The sequence below is a fragment of the Rhodanobacter sp. sgz306013 genome (genome assembly GCF_057031145.1).
On record NZ_JBXCIJ010000004.1, the window covers coordinates 664,703 to 678,466 of the forward strand.

A 13,764-nucleotide genomic window follows, 5' to 3' on the forward strand; every position below is an offset into this window, starting at 1 on the left:
CCTGCGGAACGCCGTGCCATGCCGCTCCTGTCCTCCCTGCGCGAACTGAACCGCGAGCAGCGCCACACCGTGCTGGCGAGCTTCCTCGGCTGGACGCTGGATGCGTTCGACTACTTCCTGCTGACCTTCGTGATCGTGGGCGTGGCGAAGGAGTTCCACACCGGCAACGAGGCGGTGACCTATGGCCTGTTCCTTACCCTGGCGGCGCGGCCGCTGGGTGCGCTGATCTTTGGCCGCCTGGCGGACCGCTACGGGCGGCGACCGGTACTGATGCTGGACGTGATCCTGTTCTCGGCGTTCGAATTCGCCACCGCGTTTTCCACCTCGCTGGCAATGCTGCTGGTGCTGCGCTTCCTGTTCGGCGTGGCGATGGGCGGCGAGTGGGGCATCGGCGCCTCGCTGGCGATGGAGTCGATTCCGGCGAAGTCGCGCGGACTGGTCTCGGGCCTGCTGCAGAGCGGCTATCCCAGCGGCTTCTTCCTCGCCGCCCTGGTGAACTGGCTGCTGGTCGATGCGATCGGCTGGCGCGGCCTGTTCGTGGTGGGTGCCCTGCCGGCGCTGCTGGTGCTGTACATCCGGCGCACGGTGCCGGAGTCGCCGGTGTGGCAGGCCGGCCTGCGGGCACACGGCAGGCTCGGCGTGGGCGAGGCGATGCGCGGGCACTGGAAGCTGTTCGCCTACATGATCGCGCTGATGTGCGCGTTCAATGCTTTCAGCCATGGCTCGCAGGACATGTACCACACCTTCGAGGAAGTGAACCTGCACCTGCCCACCGGCTCGGCTGCAGCCTTCCTGCTGGTGGCGTTGTTGAACATGGGGGCGCTGGCGGGAGGCCTGTTCTTCGGCGCGTGGTCGGAAAAGGTGGGGCGGCGCCGCGCGATGATGGTGGCCGCGCTGCTGGCGATCCCGGTGATCCCGCTGTGGATGCACGGTGGCTCGCTGTGGCTGCTCGGCGTAGGTGCTTTCCTGATCCAGGTGATGGTGCAGGGCGCCTGGGGCGTAGTGCCCACGCATCTCAACGAACTCTCGCCGGATGCGGTGCGTGGCACCCTGCCTGGCTTCGCCTACCAGCTCGGCAACCTGCTCGCCGCGGGCACGGCCACCGCGCAGACCTGGCTGGCGCATCGCCATGGCGGCGACTTCGCCTGGGCGATGTCGCTGTGGGTCGCGGTGGTGGCGGTGGTGCTGGCGGTGTTGGTCTGGCTGGGGCCGGAGGCGCGCGGCGTGGGCTTCGGCCGGTCGGGCTCCTGATACAATCACTGATTTGCATCCATTCGAGAGACAGGCAATGAAGGCTGGCAAGGACAAAGTCGTCGCGCTGCACTACACGCTCAGCGTGGACGGCGCGAAAGTCGAGAGCTCGCACGACAATGGCGAGCCGCTGTGGATCCTGCTCGGCCACGGCCAGCTGATCCCGGGGCTGGAGAAGGCGCTGGAAGACCACGCCGCCGGCGACAACCTGCAGGTCTCGATCGCCCCGGCCGACGGCTACGGCGAGCGCCAGGAAGGCCAGATCCAGCGCGTGCCGAAGAAGTACTTCCGGGACGCCAGGCACCTCAAGCCCGGCATGACCACCGTGCTGGCGCTGAAGGAGGGCGGCCAGCGTGCGGTGACCGTGCACAAGGTCGGGATGAGCGCGGTCGACGTCGACCTCAACCACCCCATGGCCGGCAAGACGCTGGACTTCGACGTCAGCATCCAGGAGGTGCGTGACGGCACCGAGGAAGAGCTGAAACACGGCCATGCCCACCCGCCGGGCGGTGCGGAGCACTGAGCGACGGCTCAGGAGACAAAGCAGAACGGCGCCTTGCGGCGCCGTTTTTCGTTTGCCTCCCCGATTCCTGGGAGCCGGGAGACTCAGTCCAGCACCCGTTTCCCGTAGACAAAGTGGTCGCGCCAGTACGGCCCGTCGATCTCGTCCAGCCGCACGGTGCCGCCGCTGTTCGGTGCATGCACGAAGCGGCCCTTGCCCACGTAGACACCCACGTGGCTGATGCGGCCGCCGATGTCGAAGAACACCAGGTCGCCGCTGACCAGCTGGGTCATGCGCTTCACCTTGCGCGCGTCCATGTCCGCCATCTCGCCGGAGGTGCGCGGCAACTGCAGGCCGGTGGCGTTGCGATAGATGTAGTCGACCAGGCCGCTGCAGTCGAAACCGCCGCTCGGCGTATTGCCGCCGTAACGGTAGGGCGTGCCCACCAGGGCCATCGCGCGAAACAGCACGTCGTTGGCGGTGGCGATCTCGCCCTCGGGGCCGCGCGCGGGTTCGCCGGCCAGGGCGGACGGGCTGGTGCCGCCGCGGTGGGGTGCGCTGGCGCAGGCGGCCAGCAAGGCGATGGCGAGGGTCAGCAGCGCCAGCCGGGCGAGGCGCACGGACGACATGGCGAATCGGGCGACGGGCTGCGAATGCACGAGACAACCTCGGCGTGGGACGTGCCGAGGTTATCAATTCAATAATTCACATGCAAATCAATTGACTCTTTTCTATTTCGAAACTTGTTTCTCAGCTTCGCCTCAGCTGTTCTTGCCGGATAGCGGTGTCAGGCTGAACTCCACGGGCACGCGTGCGTAGCCATCGATCGGCTTGCCGTCCTGCAGGGGCGGATTGAAATGCCACTGCCGCGCGGCATCGGTGGCGGCTGCGATCAAGTCGGCGGAGGTGGTAGTGCTGTGCTTGGGATCGTACGTGATGGCGCCCACTGTGCCGTCGGCATGCACCAGGACGCTCAGCAGCACGGTGCCCTGTTCGCCGGCCTTGATGGCCGCGGCCGGATAGCGCGGCATGATTTTCGAGTTGTAGCTCAGATCCTGGCTGGCTTTCTGGCTGCCGGTCGTGGCTTGTGCCATGAACACGCCGCCGGCCATCAGCAGGACGAGCACGGCAATACCCGCACGACGGCGCAGGGCGCTGGGACGATGACGCTGGATCATGGTGAGTCGCTCCTTGAGTTGGGGCTCGGCGAGCCAGGGAATCAGCGTCGACTGTGCGGACAGTCCGGCGCTGTGCAGCAAGGTCTGGGCATAGGGCGCCTCGTCGCGAGGCCTGTCGCGCAGCGCGCGTTCGTCGCAGGCCAGCTCCTGGTCGAGGCGGAAGCGCGGTTGCGCCAGCCAGGCCAGCGGGTGGAACCACAGCAGTGCGGTGGCCAGCCCGGCGACGAGGTTCCACAGCGCGTCGCCACGGCGCAGGTGGGTCAGTTCATGGCGCAGCACCAGGCGCCGTTCGGCGGCGTCGAAGCGTCGGGCGAAGTCCGCCGGCAGCAGCACCAGGCTACGCGGTGCCCACAGCACGGCGGGCCCGCTCGGATGCAGGCGCAGTCGGCGCGGATCGACGGCGCGCAGCTCCTGCCGCAGGCTGGCCGCCAGCGCCGCCGGCAATGGACGAGACTGCCGTCGCAGGCGCACGTAATGCAGGGCCCAGCGCGACAGCATCGCGACCGCGCCGGCCAGCCACAGCCAGCACGGCCACGGCGCGTGCACGGCGGCCCCGGCGCCCGCCGTTCCGGCGGCCACGCTGTCGGGCAGGATGCGGATGGCCGGCAGGCCGATCCAGTGCGGCGGCAGGGCGGGCAGCCACGGCAGCACCAACGCCAGCACGGGCAGCAGCCACAGGCCGAAGGCCGGACCGGCGCCGAAAGCACGTCGCAGGGGGCGTCTCGACAGCAGCACCGAAGCCAGCGCCGCGGTCACGAGCAGCAGGCAACGCAGCAGGCTCGCATCCATCTCAGCGCCCCTTCTTTTCGATGGCGTCGAGCAGCTTGCGCAGTTCGGCGACGTCCTTCGCGCCGAGCTTCTCGTGTTCGCTGAAATGCGCCAGCAGTGGACCGAGCCGGCCGCCGAATACGCGGTCGAGCAGGCTGCGGCTCTCCTGCGACTGCCATTGCTCCCGGGCCAGCACGGGGGCGTAGAGGTAGCGCCGGCCGTCCTTCTCCGCGCTGACCGCGCCCTTGCCGAGCAGGCGGCCGAGCAGGGTGCGGATGGTCTTCTCGTGCCAGTCGCTGTCCTGCTGCACGGCGGCGACGATGTCCTCGGAGGCCTGCGGCGCCTTGCGCCACAGCACTTCCATCACGCGACTTTCGGCTTCGCTGATCGCGGGGACGGGGTTCGGCATGGTTGCACCTGCGCTAGATTACGATCGTAGTCCTTGTGGAGACTACGCTCGTAATCTGAGCGATGCAAGAGGTCGATCAGGGTGCCCTCACGGCGGCGCGATCTTGATGGTGCTCTCCGACAGCGTGCGCCCATCGCTGTCGCTGGCACGCAACCGGTAGGTGCCGGGGCGCAGGTAGAGACGGGTGGTTTCGGTGGGGCCCATGAACGCGTAGCGATCGGCGGCGATGGCGTCGTCCGGTTCGCCGGGGTAGTACGCGTCGACCACGCAGGGGATCGTGCCCCTGCAGAGCGCCGCGTCGATCGCATAGGGGCGCCGCGTGCCGCCCAGCGAGAGCCAGCCCGCCCGTTGCATTTCGTTGTGGTCGAGTACGTGCGGCAGGCCGGCTTGCTCGTAGCTGACCCGGTATCCGTATTTGTATTTGCCGAAGGCCTCGATGCTGAGGGTGGCCGGCAGGATCACGTTGACATCGTAAGCCGCCGGTCGCGCGCTCCAGGGCTGGCCGGTCTGTCGGTTCAGCAGGATTTCGGGCTTGTCGGACGGGAACGCATGCGCGAGCTGATGGTAGGCATCCGAGCTGTCCAGGCCGGTTTCGAGGAAGTCGGTCTGGTCGATGGAGAGCGGTACCAGCCCGGTGAGCGCTTCGAGTTGCATCGCCATCGGATGCCATGTGCCCAGGCGGCCCGGCGCCTTGTCGATGTGCGCGTAGCCGGCATGCACGAACAGCCGCGCGCGGGGATCCTTCGCGAACACTCTCCGGTACAGCGTTTCGGCCTGCGCGGTTTCGCGCGCCTGCCCGGTAAGGCTGTTGTCGTAGGGGACGATCGTGTAGCCCAGCCGTATCGCCTCGCGCAGAATCTCGCCGTACATCGGGTCGCGCAGGTATTCCGTGCCGCTCTTGCGCACGGGATAGCCGCGCTGGGCGAGATCGGGGTCGTTCTCGCCCAGCGCCTCGGCGGCGAAGTAGCTGAAGCCCAGCGCGCGCAGCTTTGGCAACAGTTCCAGCGTGAGCTGCCGGGTATGCCCGTCGTGGTGCGCCTCGTTCACCATCACGATGCGCCGCTGTGCGGCGAGTGCAGCGATGGCATCGACCGCGTCCGCCGATTTCCATTCCGCCGGCGTCGGCGGCTTGAAGCCTTCCGGCAGGGCATTCTTCAGCGGGAAACCGAATACCGCCTGGTCGTAGAGGCCGAGCTCGTTCTGCGAAAAGGCCATGAACTGCAACGCCAGCAACTGGTCGCCGCGCGACAAGGTCGGTGCCTTCTGGACGAGGTACTGGTAGCGCGCCAGGGTGGTCGGCTTGCGCTCCATGGCCTGCAGCAGTTTCAGCGAGGACGGATCGAACGATTGCGCAGTAGCCCCGGCGCAAGCCAGCAGCGCGGCGACGAAGCCTGCACGAACGGCGAGTCTGGCCAACATGGTCGCGCCCTTGGGGATTAGGCGCCTCGCATCGTGCACGTTGCCCGCGGTCCGCGCATGACGCGTCGCAGCAGACGGCTACAATGCCCGGATGGACACGACCGGCGGGGACGTACTGATACTCGGAGGCGGGGTGATCGGCCTTGCCTGCGCATTGTTCCTGTTGCGCCAGGGGGTATCGGTGCAGGTGCTGGAACAGGGCGCGCCTGGCTGCGGCGCCTCGCACGGCAACTGCGGCACCATCACGCCCAGCCATGCCGCGCCGCTGGCGATGCCGGGCACGCTGGGCGTGGCCTTGCGCTCGATGCTGCGCGCCGACGCGCCGCTCTACCTCAACCCCCGTTTCGACGGCCCGCGCCTGCGGTGGCTGCTGGGTTTCGCGCGACACTGCAACTGGGCGGACTTCCATCGCGCCGCCGCGGCGCGTTCGGCGATCCTGCAGCGCTCGCGCCGGCTGCTGGGCGAGTTGGTGCGCGACGAGGGCCTGGACTGCGAATTCGCCGAGGAAGGCGAGCTCTACGTCTATCGCAGCGCGCCGGCGATGAAGGCGGACGAGCGACACCATGCCGCCGTGCTCGACCGCCTCGGCATCGAGGTGCAACGCCTGCGCGGCGACGCGGTGGAGGCGATGGAGCCGGCGCTGAAGCCTGGCGTGGCCGGCGGCCTGTTCCATCCCGGCGACGCGCGGCTGCGGCCGGATCGCTACGTAGCCGAGCTGGCGCGGCGCGTGCAGCAGCTGGGCGGCGTGATCGAGAGCGGCGCGCGCGTGGAAGGCTTCGACACCGACGGCCGGCGCATCGCCCGGGTGCGCACCTCGCTTGGAGCCCGGACAGGCGGGCGCGTGCTGCTGGCACTGGGTGCGTGGTCGCCGCTGCAGGCACGCATGCTGGGCCTGCGCCTGCCGATGCAGCCGGGCAAGGGTTATTCGATCACCTACACGCGTCCCGCCCGCGCCCCGCGCCATGCGCTGGTGCTGCGCGAGGCGCAGGTCTGCGTCACCACCTGGGCCAGCGGCTTCCGGCTGGGCAGCACGATGGAGTTTTCCGGATATGCCGAAGGCCTCAACCGTGCGCGCCTCGATGCGCTGCGTCGCGGCGCAGCCGCCGGACTGTACGAACCGGAGGGACCGCGGCAGCTGGAGGAATGGTGGGGCTGGCGGCCGATGAGCGTGGACGAGGTGCCGATCATCGGTCCCAGCACGCGCTGGTCCAACCTGCACCTGGCCACCGCGCACGGCATGCTGGGGGTGAGCATGTCGGCGGCCACCGGCGAACTGGTCGCCGCGCAGCTCGCGGGCGCCGCGCCGGCCCTGGATCCGGCGCCCTATGCACCGGCCCGATTCGGTCTTTGACGGGGGCGTCGACGTCCGTCCGCACCAGCCGCGGGGCACGTGGCGGGAGGCGTCGCACGGCAGGTTTGTTACGCGCATCGTCACCAAGCTGAAGCGCGGATATCCGCGATGATCCGTTTCGGAAAATGCGCGTCTGGTTCAGTCTCGGTACGCCGATGGTGCTGCTATTGTGGAGTCGTCGCGCCACCCGTGATGCCGGGTTCCGGCCGGGTTCGCGATACAACAATTACATCGAGGCGCACCATCATGATCCGTAAGCTTGCCATTGCTTCTCTGCTTGTTGCGGGTGTAGCCATTTCCGGGTCCGTGTTGGCCCAGCAGGCTGCTCCCGCCGCCGCTCCGGCGGCCCCCCAGCAGGCTGCCCCGGCCGCGGCTCCGCAGACCGCGGCACCTGCCGCCGAGCACGCCATGACCCCCGAGCACAAGGCTGCCAGCCACCATAAGTCCAGCAAGCATCACAAGAGCCACAAGAAGGCCAAGAAGTCCAAGGCTGCTTCGGCCTCCAGCGCAGGCTGATCGCCGGGCTTCCGGGGATCACGAGAAACCCGCCGGCGTGCCGGCGGGTTTTTTCATGCGCTTATTGAAAAGTGCGGCCAGGGTTGGCCGCCCGTTTGATTCCCGCGATCAAGGATGATCGCCAAGGCCAATCGCCGCCACGCACTTCAGCTCGATCGCGATCGGCGTGGGCAGCGCGGCGATGCCCAGCGTGGTGCGGCAGGCGTCCACGCCGGCGAAGTGCTCGGCGTACAGCTTGTTGTAGGCGGCGAAGTCGCGCGCCATGTCGGTGAGGAAGACGGTGACGTCGACCAGGTCTTCCCAGCGCGCGCCGCCCGCTTCCAGCACCGCGCGCACGTTGGCGAACACCTGCCGGCACTGCGCCTCGATGTCGTAGGACCGCAGCCGGCCGTCGGCGTCGTACACGTTGCCAGGAATGGCGTTTGTGCCCGGCTGTCGCGGGCCGACGCCGGATAGGAACAGCAGGTTGCCCACGCGACGCGCGTGCGGATAGGCGCCCACCGGCGCCGGCGCCGCTTCGGTGCGCACGCTGCCGTTCATGCAGGCGCCTTCCAGCGCACGGCCAGGCCGGCGAGCGCCGCCTCGTAGGCGTCCGGCAGTTGTTCGTTGTTGCGCACGTCCAGGCCGAGGTCATGGATGTGGCCGTTGTCCAGGCCGTAGATCCAGGCATGCACGGCGAGCGGCTGGCCGCGTTCCCAGGCCTCGCGCACCACCGTGGTGTGGCACACGTTCACCGCCTGCTCGATCGCGTTGAGTTCGCACAGGCGCGCATGGCGCACCGCGAACTCGATGGCGGGGTCAAGCTTTTCGGGGTGCTTCATCGCCACGTCGCCGATATGGCGCAGCCAATTGTCGATCAGGCCCAGCCGCGACTGGTTCAGCACCGCGCCCACGCCGCCGCAGCCGTAGTGGCCCACCACCAGGATGTGCTTCACCTTGAGCACGTCCACAGAGAACTGGATGGTGCTCAGCGCGTTGAGGTCGGTGTGCACCACCACGTTGGCCACATTGCGGTGGACGAAGATCTCGCCGGGCGGCAGGTCGACGATCTGGGTGGCCGGCACGCGCGAATCGGAGCAGCCGATCCACAGGTATTTCGGCGACTGCTGGCTTGCGAGCTTCTCGAAGAAGTCCGGCTCCTTGGCAGTCGTTTCGGCGGCCCAGCGCCGGTTGTTGGCCAGCAGGTCTTTGATCGAGTTCATCGGTATCCTTCAGTAGCGTATGCAGATGTTTTTCGGCTCGGTGAAGAAGCGCAGCGCCTCCGCGCCGCCTTCGCGACCGAGGCCCGAGTGTTTTGTCCCGCCGAACGGGGTGCGCAGGTCGCGCAGCATCCAGCAGTTGACCCACACGATGCCGAAATCCAGCAGCGCGGCGAGCCGGTGGGCGCGCGACAGGTCGCGCGTCCACAGCGATGCGGCGAGGCCGTAGCCGGTGCCGTTGGCGATGGCCAGCGCCTCGGCCTCGTCCTCGAACGGGATCAGCGTCACCACCGGGCCGAAGATTTCCTGCTGGTTGGTGACTGCCTCGTTCGGCAAGCCTTCGATTACGGTGGGCGCCACGAACCAGCCGTGTTCGCAGCGACCCGGCAGGGCGACCGCTTCGCCGCCGCAGAGCACCTGACCGCCTTCGGCACGCGCCTGGGCGAGGCAGGCCAGCACCTTGTCGCGATGCGCCTTGGAGACCAGGGCGCCGAGATCGCTGGCATCGTCGTTCGGGTCGCCCACGCGCAGCGCCCGCACGCGCGCGAGGTAGCGCTCGCGGAAGGCTGCGTAGATGGGACGCTGCACCAGCAGGCGCGAACCGCACAGACAGATCTCACCCTGGTTGGCGAAGCCCGAGTGCACCAGGGTGTCGAGGTTCTCGTCGGAGAGGTCGGCGTCGGCGAACACGATCGCCGGGTTCTTGCCGCCCATCTCCAGCGACACCTTCTTGAATTGCGCGGCGGCGGCTGCGGCGATGCGCGCGCCGGTGGAGGTGCTGCCGGTGAAGGACACCGCCTTTACCGCGGGATGCTCGACGATGGCCTGGCCCACCGCGGGCCCGAGGCCGTGCACGATGTTCAGTACGCCGGGCGGCAGGCCGGCCTCGATCGCCAGTTCGCCGAGCAGGGCGGCGGTGCAGGGCGTGACTTCCGAGGGCTTGGCCACCACCGCGTTGCCTGCGGCCAGGGCGGGCGCGATCTTCCAGGTGAACAGGTACAGCGGCAGGTTCCACGGGCTGATGCAGCCCGCCACGCCCAGCGGTTGGCGCAAGGTGTAGTTGATCGCGCCAGCCTCCATCGCGTGCGACTCGCTGCTCCACGCCATCGCGGCGGCGGCGAAGAAGCGCAGGTTGCTTGAAGCGCGCGGGATGTCCACGCGGCGCGCCAGCGCCACCGGCTTGCCGCTGTCGCGCGATTCCAGCGCGGCGAATTCGTCGAGCCGGGCTTCGACCAGGTCGGCGAGGCGCTGCAGCAGGCGCGCGCGCTGCTCGACCGGCGTGGCGGCCCAGTCCGGCGCGGCGCGTTGCGCTGCATCGACAGCGGCGGCGACGTCGGCGGCATCCGAGGCGGGGCATTCGGCGAAGATTTCGCCGGTAGCGGGTTCGAACACGTCGAGCCATCGATCGGCAGCTGGCGGCGCGAGGCGGCCATCGATCAGGTTGGCGAGGCGCATGATGGGCATCCGTGCAAGCTTACGCCGTGAGCAAGGCCATTGCACCGGACGCGAAAGTATGTGGCAGGGCCGGAATCCGCTGATCGCGACAGCGGCAAGCTCGCCATGCACGGGTTGTCCCGTCCCGAATCCCGCCGCTCAAAGCGACCGCATCCGGCCGCCGTCCACCGGCAGGCTCACGCCGGTGATGTAGGCGGCGGCGGGCGAGACGAGAAAGGCCACTGCGGCGGCGATTTCCGCCGGCTCCGCAAAGCGGCGCATGGGCACCTCGGCCTCCATCGCCTGCCGCACTTCGGCCGGCGTCCTGCCGCTCTTCTGCGCGCGCGCGGCGACGATCTGCTCAATGCGCGGCGTGCGGGTGGAACCAGGCAGCACGTTGTTGACGGTGATGCCCAGTGGGGCGAGTTCGCCGGCAAGCGTCTTGGCCCAGCTGGCCACCGCGCCGCGCGTGGTGTTGGAGACGCCGATGCCGGGGATGGGCTCGCGCACCGAGGTGGAGATCACGTTGACGATGCGGCCCCAGCCGGCCGCGCGCATGCCTGGCACCACGGCCTGCGCCAGCGTGTGGCAGGCCAGCAGGTGCTGGCGCCAGGCGGCGAGGAAATCCTCGGCTGCGGCGTCGAGCACGCTGCCGGGCGGCGGGCCGCCGCTGTTGTTGACCAGGATGTGCACCGGCGACGCCGCGACCAGCGCCCCGGCCCTCGCACCCAGCGCAGCAGTGTCGCCCATGTCGACGGCGAGGCAGTCGTGGCGTTGCCCTGCGCGGGTGCAGGGCAGCTCCTGCACCAGCGCCTCCAGCGCGTCGGCGCGGCGCGCCAGCACGGTGACGCTGGCGCCCAGCGCGGCCAGTTCGATCGCGCTGGCGCGGCCGATGCCTTGCGAGGCACCGCAGACCAGGGCGTGGCGGCCGTCGAGTTGCAGTTGCATGGGCATGCTCCGGGTCGAATGGGGGCAGCTCAGCCCCAGCGCAGGCGCATCGCCAGCGCGGCCAGCCAGCACAGCCAGCCCAGCCACTGGCTGTAGCGCCAGACGCCGCGCCAGCGGTTGATGCCGCGATCCTCCAGCAGGGGCAGGGCGGGCGAACGCAACACGTATTGCATGCGTACCCAGGTACGCAGCACGCCGAGCTTGCCGCCGGCGGATTCCGTCACTACCTGCCAGTGTTGCGGGTGACGCTGGCGCATCAGCGCGGCCACCCGGAACGGCGCCACGTAGGAGAGCACGAACAGCACGACGCCGGCGGCCAGCAGGCCCAGGTAGATCGCCAGCACGTCAGCTTCCCTTGGCCTTCGCCTTGGTCGCGCCGCCGGCGGCGCTGGTGCTGTCGCTGGTGCTGCCCCACGGCAATGGGATCGCCGTGCGCAAGGTGTTCAGCACACCGTCGCCCTCCTGCGGCTTCTTGCAGATCGCGTTGTCCACCGCCTTGGCGTAGGTGTTGTCCATCATGCCTACCCAGATCGTGCCGTCCGGCCCGTGCGGCACGCTGAAGCTGCCGCTGGAGTTCATGTCCAGCGTGGCCTTGCTGTTGAATGCCGCCGGCGACTGTTCCCAGTAGGTCTTGCCCGTCTGTTGCGCAGCCGAACTGTAGACCAGCAGATAGCGCGCCTGCGGATTGTCGACGGTGTAGCTGCCGAACGCGCCGGAGGCCGCGTCGCTCCAGCCCATGTGTTCGCACAGCGCGATGTCGGTGCTGGAGCCGATCGGCTGGAAGCCGCTGTCCAGCATCACCACGGTGGGCGCGAACAGGTAGCTGGACTTCAGCCAGCGGCCGTTCAATTCGGACTTGAAAGCCACCCGGTAGGGCAGCTTGGCCGCCGCGGGCAGGCGGAAGGCGAGAAAATAGCTGTGCGTGCCGGCGAGGTTGGCCACGCTGCTGCCGCTGCCCAGGGTGAACGGCTGCGGCTGCCACGGCAGCAGGTTCTGGTAGGAGAAGTCGGCGAAGCTGGTGCAGCAGGGCGTGGCGTCCAGCAGGCGCTGCTGTGCCTGCTTCAGCGGGTCGTCGGTGTTTTCCGGCGCGCGCAGGTTCGGCGGCACCAGGCTCGTCGGCACCAGGTCCTTCACGGTGTGGCAGCCGGCCAGCAGCAAGCCGGCGGCGAGGGCGAGCAACAGGGCGGGGAGCCGGTGGGTCATGGCTTGGGGGTACTCAGAATTCGGCCGTCCCCGCCGCACGCGGATAGGGGATGGCATCGCGGATGTTGGAGAGGCCGCAGACGTAGACCAGCAGGCGCTCGAAACCGAGGCCGAAGCCTGCGTGCGGCACGGTGCCGTAACGGCGAAGGTCACGGTACCAGCCATACGTGGCAGGATCGAGTCCGAATTTGGCCATCCGGGCGTCCAAATGATCCAGGCGCTCCTCGCGCTGGCTGCCGCCGATGATCTCGCCGATGCCCGGCGCCAGCACGTCCATCGCCGCCACGGTCTTTTCGTCGTCGTTGAGGCGCATGTAGAACGCCTTGATCGCCTCGGGGTAGTTCATTACGACCACGGGGCGGCCGATATGTTTCTCGGCGAGATAGCGCTCGTGCTCGGTCTGCAGGTCGATGCCCCAGGCCACCGGGTATTCGAACTTCTGCCCGGATTTCCGCAGGATGTCCACCGCCTCGGTGTAGTCGATGCGCTCGAACGGCTGGGCGATGAAGGCCTCCAGCCGGCTGACGGCTTCCGGCAACACCCGTTCGGCGAAGAACGCCATGTCGTCGGGGCGCTCCTCCAGCACCGCCTTGAAGATCGCCTTGAGGAACGCCTCGGCGCAGTCGGCATCGGCGGCAAGGTCGGCGAAGGCGATCTCCGGCTCCACCATCCAGAACTCGGCGAGGTGGCGCGGGGTGTTGGAGTTCTCGGCGCGGAAGGTGGGGCCGAAGGTATAAACCTTACTCATCGCCAGGCAGTAGGCCTCCACGTTGAGCTGGCCGGACACGGTGAGGAAGGCCTCGCGGCCGAAGAAGTCCTTGCGGAAATCGATCCTGCCGTCCTCAGTGCGCGGCAGGTTGGCCAGGTCCAGCGTGGACAGGCGGAACATGTCGCCGGCGCCCTCGGCGTCCGAGGTGGTGATGATCGGCGTGTTGATCCAGAAGAAGCCCTGTTCGGTGAGGTGGCGGTGGATCGCCGTCATCATGGTGTGGCGTACGCGGGTCACCGCGCCGAACAGGTTGGTGCGCGGGCGCAGGTGGGCCACCTCGCGCAGGAACTCCATCGAATGCTGCTTGGGCTGGATCGGGTAGGTTTCCGGGTCGTCGACGAATCCGGTGACCTCGACCGCATCGGCCTGGATCTCGAATGCCTGGCCCTTGCCCTGCGAGGGGACAAGCGTGCCCGACACGATCACGCCGGCGCCGGCGGTGAGGTGCCTCACCTCGGCCTCGTAGTTGGCCAGGGTGGCCGGCACCACGGCCTGGATCGGGTCGAAGCAGGAGCCGTCGCTGACGGCCACGAAGGAGAGCCCCGCCTTGGAATCGCGGCGCGTGCGCACCCAGCCGCGCACGGTCACCGGGCTGCCTGCGGCCAGCTTGCCGGAAAGTGCCTGCTTCACACTGCATGCCGTGGGGCGGACCGCCGTCATCGATTGAAACTCCCGTGGGTGCACCGCATCTTGGTGCATGGATCGCTGGAACGCGCGGCCTGCGGCCCGCGTGGACAAACCGGCATGATAATGTAGGCCTTGCCCGCGTCGCGACCTTTCCGGCGTGCGCCATTTCCGCTTTTTTCCTGAATGCCCC

15 protein-coding genes are annotated in these 13,764 nt (G+C 68.6%); 4 read left to right on the top strand and 11 right to left on the bottom strand.

Annotation, left to right across the window (positions count from 1 at the left end; translation table 11 throughout):
- Nucleotides 1-18: 18 nt before the first annotated feature.
- Both AC2EWF_RS16095 and AC2EWF_RS16100 read left to right on the top strand, forming a co-directional pair.
- Entirely contained in the window at nt 19-1,251 is a 1,233-nt protein-coding gene (locus AC2EWF_RS16095) for an MFS transporter (RefSeq protein ID WP_483640379.1), read from the top strand.
- Between the two features lie 37 nt (nt 1,252-1,288).
- Nucleotides 1,289-1,774 carry an FKBP-type peptidyl-prolyl cis-trans isomerase gene (locus AC2EWF_RS16100; protein ID WP_483640380.1) on the top strand — a complete coding sequence of 162 codons (486 nt, stop codon included), beginning with the start codon at nt 1,289-1,291 and terminating at the stop codon, nt 1,772-1,774.
- 83 nt (nt 1,775-1,857) lie between these two features.
- Here AC2EWF_RS16100 and AC2EWF_RS16105 read toward each other — a convergent pair whose 3' ends face one another.
- From AC2EWF_RS16105 to AC2EWF_RS16120, 4 genes are all read right to left on the bottom strand, one after another.
- Nucleotides 1,858-2,382, bottom strand: coding sequence for a C40 family peptidase (locus tag AC2EWF_RS16105; protein WP_483640381.1), 525 nt, complete (start codon nt 2,380-2,382; stop codon nt 1,858-1,860).
- Nucleotides 2,383-2,514: 132 nt separating this feature from the next.
- The gene (locus AC2EWF_RS16110; RefSeq protein WP_483640382.1) at nt 2,515-3,720 is read right to left on the bottom strand and encodes a M56 family metallopeptidase; all 1,206 of its coding nucleotides are present in this window, start codon (nt 3,718-3,720) and stop codon (nt 2,515-2,517) included.
- 1 nt (nt 3,721) lies between these two features.
- Entirely contained in the window at nt 3,722-4,108 is a 387-nt protein-coding gene (locus tag AC2EWF_RS16115; RefSeq protein WP_483640383.1) for a BlaI/MecI/CopY family transcriptional regulator, read from the bottom strand.
- An 87-nt stretch (nt 4,109-4,195) separates the two neighbouring features.
- Entirely contained in the window at nt 4,196-5,527 is a 1,332-nt protein-coding gene (locus AC2EWF_RS16120) for a hypothetical protein (protein WP_483640384.1), read from the bottom strand.
- 91 nt (nt 5,528-5,618) lie between these two features.
- Here AC2EWF_RS16120 and AC2EWF_RS16125 point away from each other — a divergent pair, with 91 nt between their 5' ends.
- Together AC2EWF_RS16125 and AC2EWF_RS16130 are read left to right on the top strand one after the other, a co-directional pair.
- Nucleotides 5,619-6,878, top strand: coding sequence for an NAD(P)/FAD-dependent oxidoreductase (locus AC2EWF_RS16125; protein WP_483640385.1), 1,260 nt, complete (start codon nt 5,619-5,621; stop codon nt 6,876-6,878).
- A gap of 246 nt (nt 6,879-7,124) precedes the next feature.
- On the top strand, nt 7,125-7,394 hold the full coding sequence (locus tag AC2EWF_RS16130) for a hypothetical protein (RefSeq protein WP_483640386.1): 270 nt from the start codon (nt 7,125-7,127) through the stop codon (nt 7,392-7,394).
- Nucleotides 7,395-7,502: 108 nt separating this feature from the next.
- Here AC2EWF_RS16130 and AC2EWF_RS16135 read toward each other — a convergent pair whose 3' ends face one another.
- From AC2EWF_RS16135 to asnS, 7 genes are all read right to left on the bottom strand, one after another.
- Nucleotides 7,503-7,934: a RidA family protein gene (locus tag AC2EWF_RS16135; protein ID WP_483640387.1), complete on the bottom strand. Its 432-nt coding sequence runs from the start codon at nt 7,932-7,934 to the stop codon at nt 7,503-7,505.
- A complete protein-coding gene (can, locus tag AC2EWF_RS16140; RefSeq protein WP_483640388.1) occupies nt 7,931-8,596 on the bottom strand; it encodes a carbonate dehydratase in 666 nt (221 codons plus the stop codon). Before can ends, AC2EWF_RS16135 begins: the two co-directional genes overlap by 4 nt.
- Nucleotides 8,597-8,605: 9 nt before the next feature.
- The gene (locus tag AC2EWF_RS16145) at nt 8,606-10,057 is read right to left on the bottom strand and encodes an aldehyde dehydrogenase (protein ID WP_483640389.1); all 1,452 of its coding nucleotides are present in this window, start codon (nt 10,055-10,057) and stop codon (nt 8,606-8,608) included.
- A gap of 129 nt (nt 10,058-10,186) precedes the next feature.
- Nucleotides 10,187-10,975 carry an SDR family oxidoreductase gene (locus AC2EWF_RS16150; protein ID WP_483640390.1) on the bottom strand — a complete coding sequence of 263 codons (789 nt, stop codon included), beginning with the start codon at nt 10,973-10,975 and terminating at the stop codon, nt 10,187-10,189.
- Nucleotides 10,976-11,004: 29 nt separating this feature from the next.
- Nucleotides 11,005-11,319, bottom strand: a complete 315-nt coding sequence (locus AC2EWF_RS16155; RefSeq protein WP_483640391.1) for a hypothetical protein — start codon at nt 11,317-11,319, stop codon at nt 11,005-11,007.
- A gap of 1 nt (nt 11,320) precedes the next feature.
- Nucleotides 11,321-12,178: a MalM family protein gene (locus tag AC2EWF_RS16160; RefSeq protein WP_483640392.1), complete on the bottom strand. Its 858-nt coding sequence runs from the start codon at nt 12,176-12,178 to the stop codon at nt 11,321-11,323.
- Between the two features lie 13 nt (nt 12,179-12,191).
- Nucleotides 12,192-13,607, bottom strand: coding sequence for an asparagine--tRNA ligase (gene asnS, locus AC2EWF_RS16165; protein WP_483640393.1), 1,416 nt, complete (start codon nt 13,605-13,607; stop codon nt 12,192-12,194).
- Nucleotides 13,608-13,764 lie beyond the last annotated feature (157 nt).

What these genes read in the sequence shown, in the direction of transcription:
- AC2EWF_RS16100 (WP_483640380.1), top strand. Translation starts at nt 1,289, where the DNA reads ATGAAGGCTGGCAAGGACAAAGTCGTCGCGCTGCACTACACGCTCAGC.
- AC2EWF_RS16105 (WP_483640381.1), bottom strand. Translation starts at nt 2,382, where the DNA reads ATGTCGTCCGTGCGCCTCGCCCGGCTGGCGCTGCTGACCCTCGCCATC.
- AC2EWF_RS16145 (WP_483640389.1), bottom strand. Translation starts at nt 10,057, where the DNA reads ATGCCCATCATGCGCCTCGCCAACCTGATCGATGGCCGCCTCGCGCCG.
- AC2EWF_RS16130 (WP_483640386.1), top strand. Translation starts at nt 7,125, where the DNA reads ATGATCCGTAAGCTTGCCATTGCTTCTCTGCTTGTTGCGGGTGTAGCC.
- AC2EWF_RS16120 (WP_483640384.1), bottom strand. Translation starts at nt 5,527, where the DNA reads ATGTTGGCCAGACTCGCCGTTCGTGCAGGCTTCGTCGCCGCGCTGCTG.
- asnS (WP_483640393.1), bottom strand. Translation starts at nt 13,607, where the DNA reads ATGACGGCGGTCCGCCCCACGGCATGCAGTGTGAAGCAGGCACTTTCC.
- can (WP_483640388.1), bottom strand. Translation starts at nt 8,596, where the DNA reads ATGAACTCGATCAAAGACCTGCTGGCCAACAACCGGCGCTGGGCCGCC.
- AC2EWF_RS16150 (WP_483640390.1), bottom strand. Translation starts at nt 10,975, where the DNA reads ATGCAACTGCAACTCGACGGCCGCCACGCCCTGGTCTGCGGTGCCTCG.
- AC2EWF_RS16125 (WP_483640385.1), top strand. Translation starts at nt 5,619, where the DNA reads ATGGACACGACCGGCGGGGACGTACTGATACTCGGAGGCGGGGTGATC.
- AC2EWF_RS16110 (WP_483640382.1), bottom strand. Translation starts at nt 3,720, where the DNA reads ATGGATGCGAGCCTGCTGCGTTGCCTGCTGCTCGTGACCGCGGCGCTG.
- AC2EWF_RS16135 (WP_483640387.1), bottom strand. Translation starts at nt 7,934, where the DNA reads ATGAACGGCAGCGTGCGCACCGAAGCGGCGCCGGCGCCGGTGGGCGCC.
- AC2EWF_RS16115 (WP_483640383.1), bottom strand. Translation starts at nt 4,108, where the DNA reads ATGCCGAACCCCGTCCCCGCGATCAGCGAAGCCGAAAGTCGCGTGATG.
- AC2EWF_RS16160 (WP_483640392.1), bottom strand. Translation starts at nt 12,178, where the DNA reads ATGACCCACCGGCTCCCCGCCCTGTTGCTCGCCCTCGCCGCCGGCTTG.
- AC2EWF_RS16095 (WP_483640379.1), top strand. Translation starts at nt 19, where the DNA reads ATGCCGCTCCTGTCCTCCCTGCGCGAACTGAACCGCGAGCAGCGCCAC.